Genomic DNA, 1,764 nt, shown 5'->3' with positions numbered 1-1,764 from the left:
CTTCACCGGACTGACCGGGGACTTCGCCACCATCCAGGCCGCCGCCCGATCTCTCGGCATCGGTATCAAGGCCCCGGCGCATCACCGCGCAGGCCATGGTGATCACGGCGCCGGCCGCCGCCCACGCGGCCAGCACCAGCATGGGGCCGCCCGCGCCGTTGCCCTTGAAGTACGCGATGGAGCGCGCGGCGTACGTACCGGCGCCCGGCGGCAGGGCCGGGCCGACGGCCCTCCAGAACGGCGGCAGCAGCGGATACGGGTAGGCGCCGCCCGCGCTCGGGTTGCCGAACACCACGACCACCAGGATGGCCAGGCCGATGCCGACCACGCCCGCCACCCCCTGGAAGGCCAGGGTGAGCGCGCCGACCGCGAAGACGACCAGGGCGCCCAGCCCCCACAGGGCGGCGACCGGGCCGGGCAGCGCGCCCAGCACCGGGCCGGCGATGACCGCGCCGAGCAGCCCGGCGGCGATCGAGTACAGCAGCAGCGCGCCGAGCCGGATGACCGCGCGGTGGATGTTGGCCGGCCGGGCGCCGGCGCTGATCGCGAGGATCGCGGCGCACAGGTAGCCGCCCACGCACCAGCCGACGACCAGGTAGAAGGAGCTCAGGCCGCGGCTGTCGCCCCGGTCGGCGGGGACCGCGTCGACGACCCGGACCGTACGGCCCCCGGCCCGCTCGGCCAGGCCGACGATCTGTTCCAGGGCCTGGGAGAGCGAGGCCCCGGAGCCGCTCGCGACCAGCAGCCGGTCGGTGGTGCCGGCCGGGTCGACGATCAGCGCGCCGTCCACCTCCCGGTTCCGGAGCTGGGCGAGCGCCGCCGCCTCGTCCGCGACCGGGTGCGGGTCGAGCGGCTCGCCGGGCAGTGCGCCGAGGCGCTGCGCGGTCTGCGCGGCGACCGGTTCGGCGGGGGCGGCCACTGCGATCGGGATCCGGCTGGGCTCCGGGTGGTGGAAGGCCCCGATGTAGGAGGTGATGAACGCCAGCTGGAGGGCCAGCACCCCCAGGACCAGGAGGGCCGCCCGGGTGGTCACGGCGTCCTTGATCTCGGCGGGGAAGCCGCCCGAGGGCCCGGGGGCGCTGCTTCTGGGGGGTGGGGTCATGGCTCCCACGCTCGGCGCGCCGGGGGTGCGGCGCAGCAGGGGAGGCCCGAATGGATGATCGAACATGTGTTTCGCACGGATATTCGAATTGCTCTATGGTGGAGACGGGGGAGGTTGAAGGTCGAGCGAAGCAGGAGGCCGCGGGTGCCTGGGTTTACGCATCTGCACACCGTTTCGGGGTTCTCCATGCGATACGGAGCTTCGCACCCGGAACAGCTGGCGGAACGTGCCGTCGAGCGGGGCATGGACGCCCTCGCCCTCACCGACCGCGACACCCTCGCGGGTGCGGTGCGGTTCGCGAAGGCGGCCGCCAAGGCCGGGATCCGGCCGCTGTTCGGGGTCGACCTGGCCGTGTCCCCCGCCGTGTCCCCCGCGGGGGCGCCCGGTGGGGCCGGGGAGCTCTCGTACCGCAGGCGTACGCCCGTCAGGGGCGGGGCCTTCGTCGACGAGTCCGCTCCGCGTGCCGTCTTCCTGGCCCGGGACGGGGCCGCCGGATGGGCGGAGCTGTGCCGGATGGTGACCGCCGCCTTCGGCGCGGGCGGTTCCCCCTCCGGTCCCGGCGGGACCCTCCTCGGCGCCGCCGGGACCGGACCGGACGGGTTCGCACCGGCAAGCGCCGGGGCCGGCGCGGGCGGCTTCGCCTCCGGCGGGCCCGCGGACCC

Annotated in this window: 2 protein-coding genes; one reads left to right on the top strand and one right to left on the bottom strand. The window is 75.6% G+C overall.

What is annotated here, in order from left to right:
* A partial coding sequence (locus AB0D45_RS34805; protein ID WP_362466711.1) for a DUF3533 domain-containing protein occupies positions 1-1,102 on the bottom strand: 1,102 nt, incomplete at its 3' end.
* Between the two features lie 144 nt (positions 1,103-1,246).
* Between AB0D45_RS34805 and AB0D45_RS34800 the strand changes: the two genes are divergently transcribed.
* Positions 1,247-1,764: PHP domain-containing protein (locus tag AB0D45_RS34800; RefSeq protein ID WP_362466708.1), on the top strand; the 518-nt coding region annotated here is incomplete at its 3' end.

Source organism: Streptomyces sp. NPDC048352 (assembly GCF_040651895.1).
In the GTDB taxonomy this organism is placed as follows: domain Bacteria; phylum Actinomycetota; class Actinomycetes; order Streptomycetales; family Streptomycetaceae; genus Streptomyces.
This window is presented reverse-complemented; position numbering and strand designations above follow the sequence as displayed.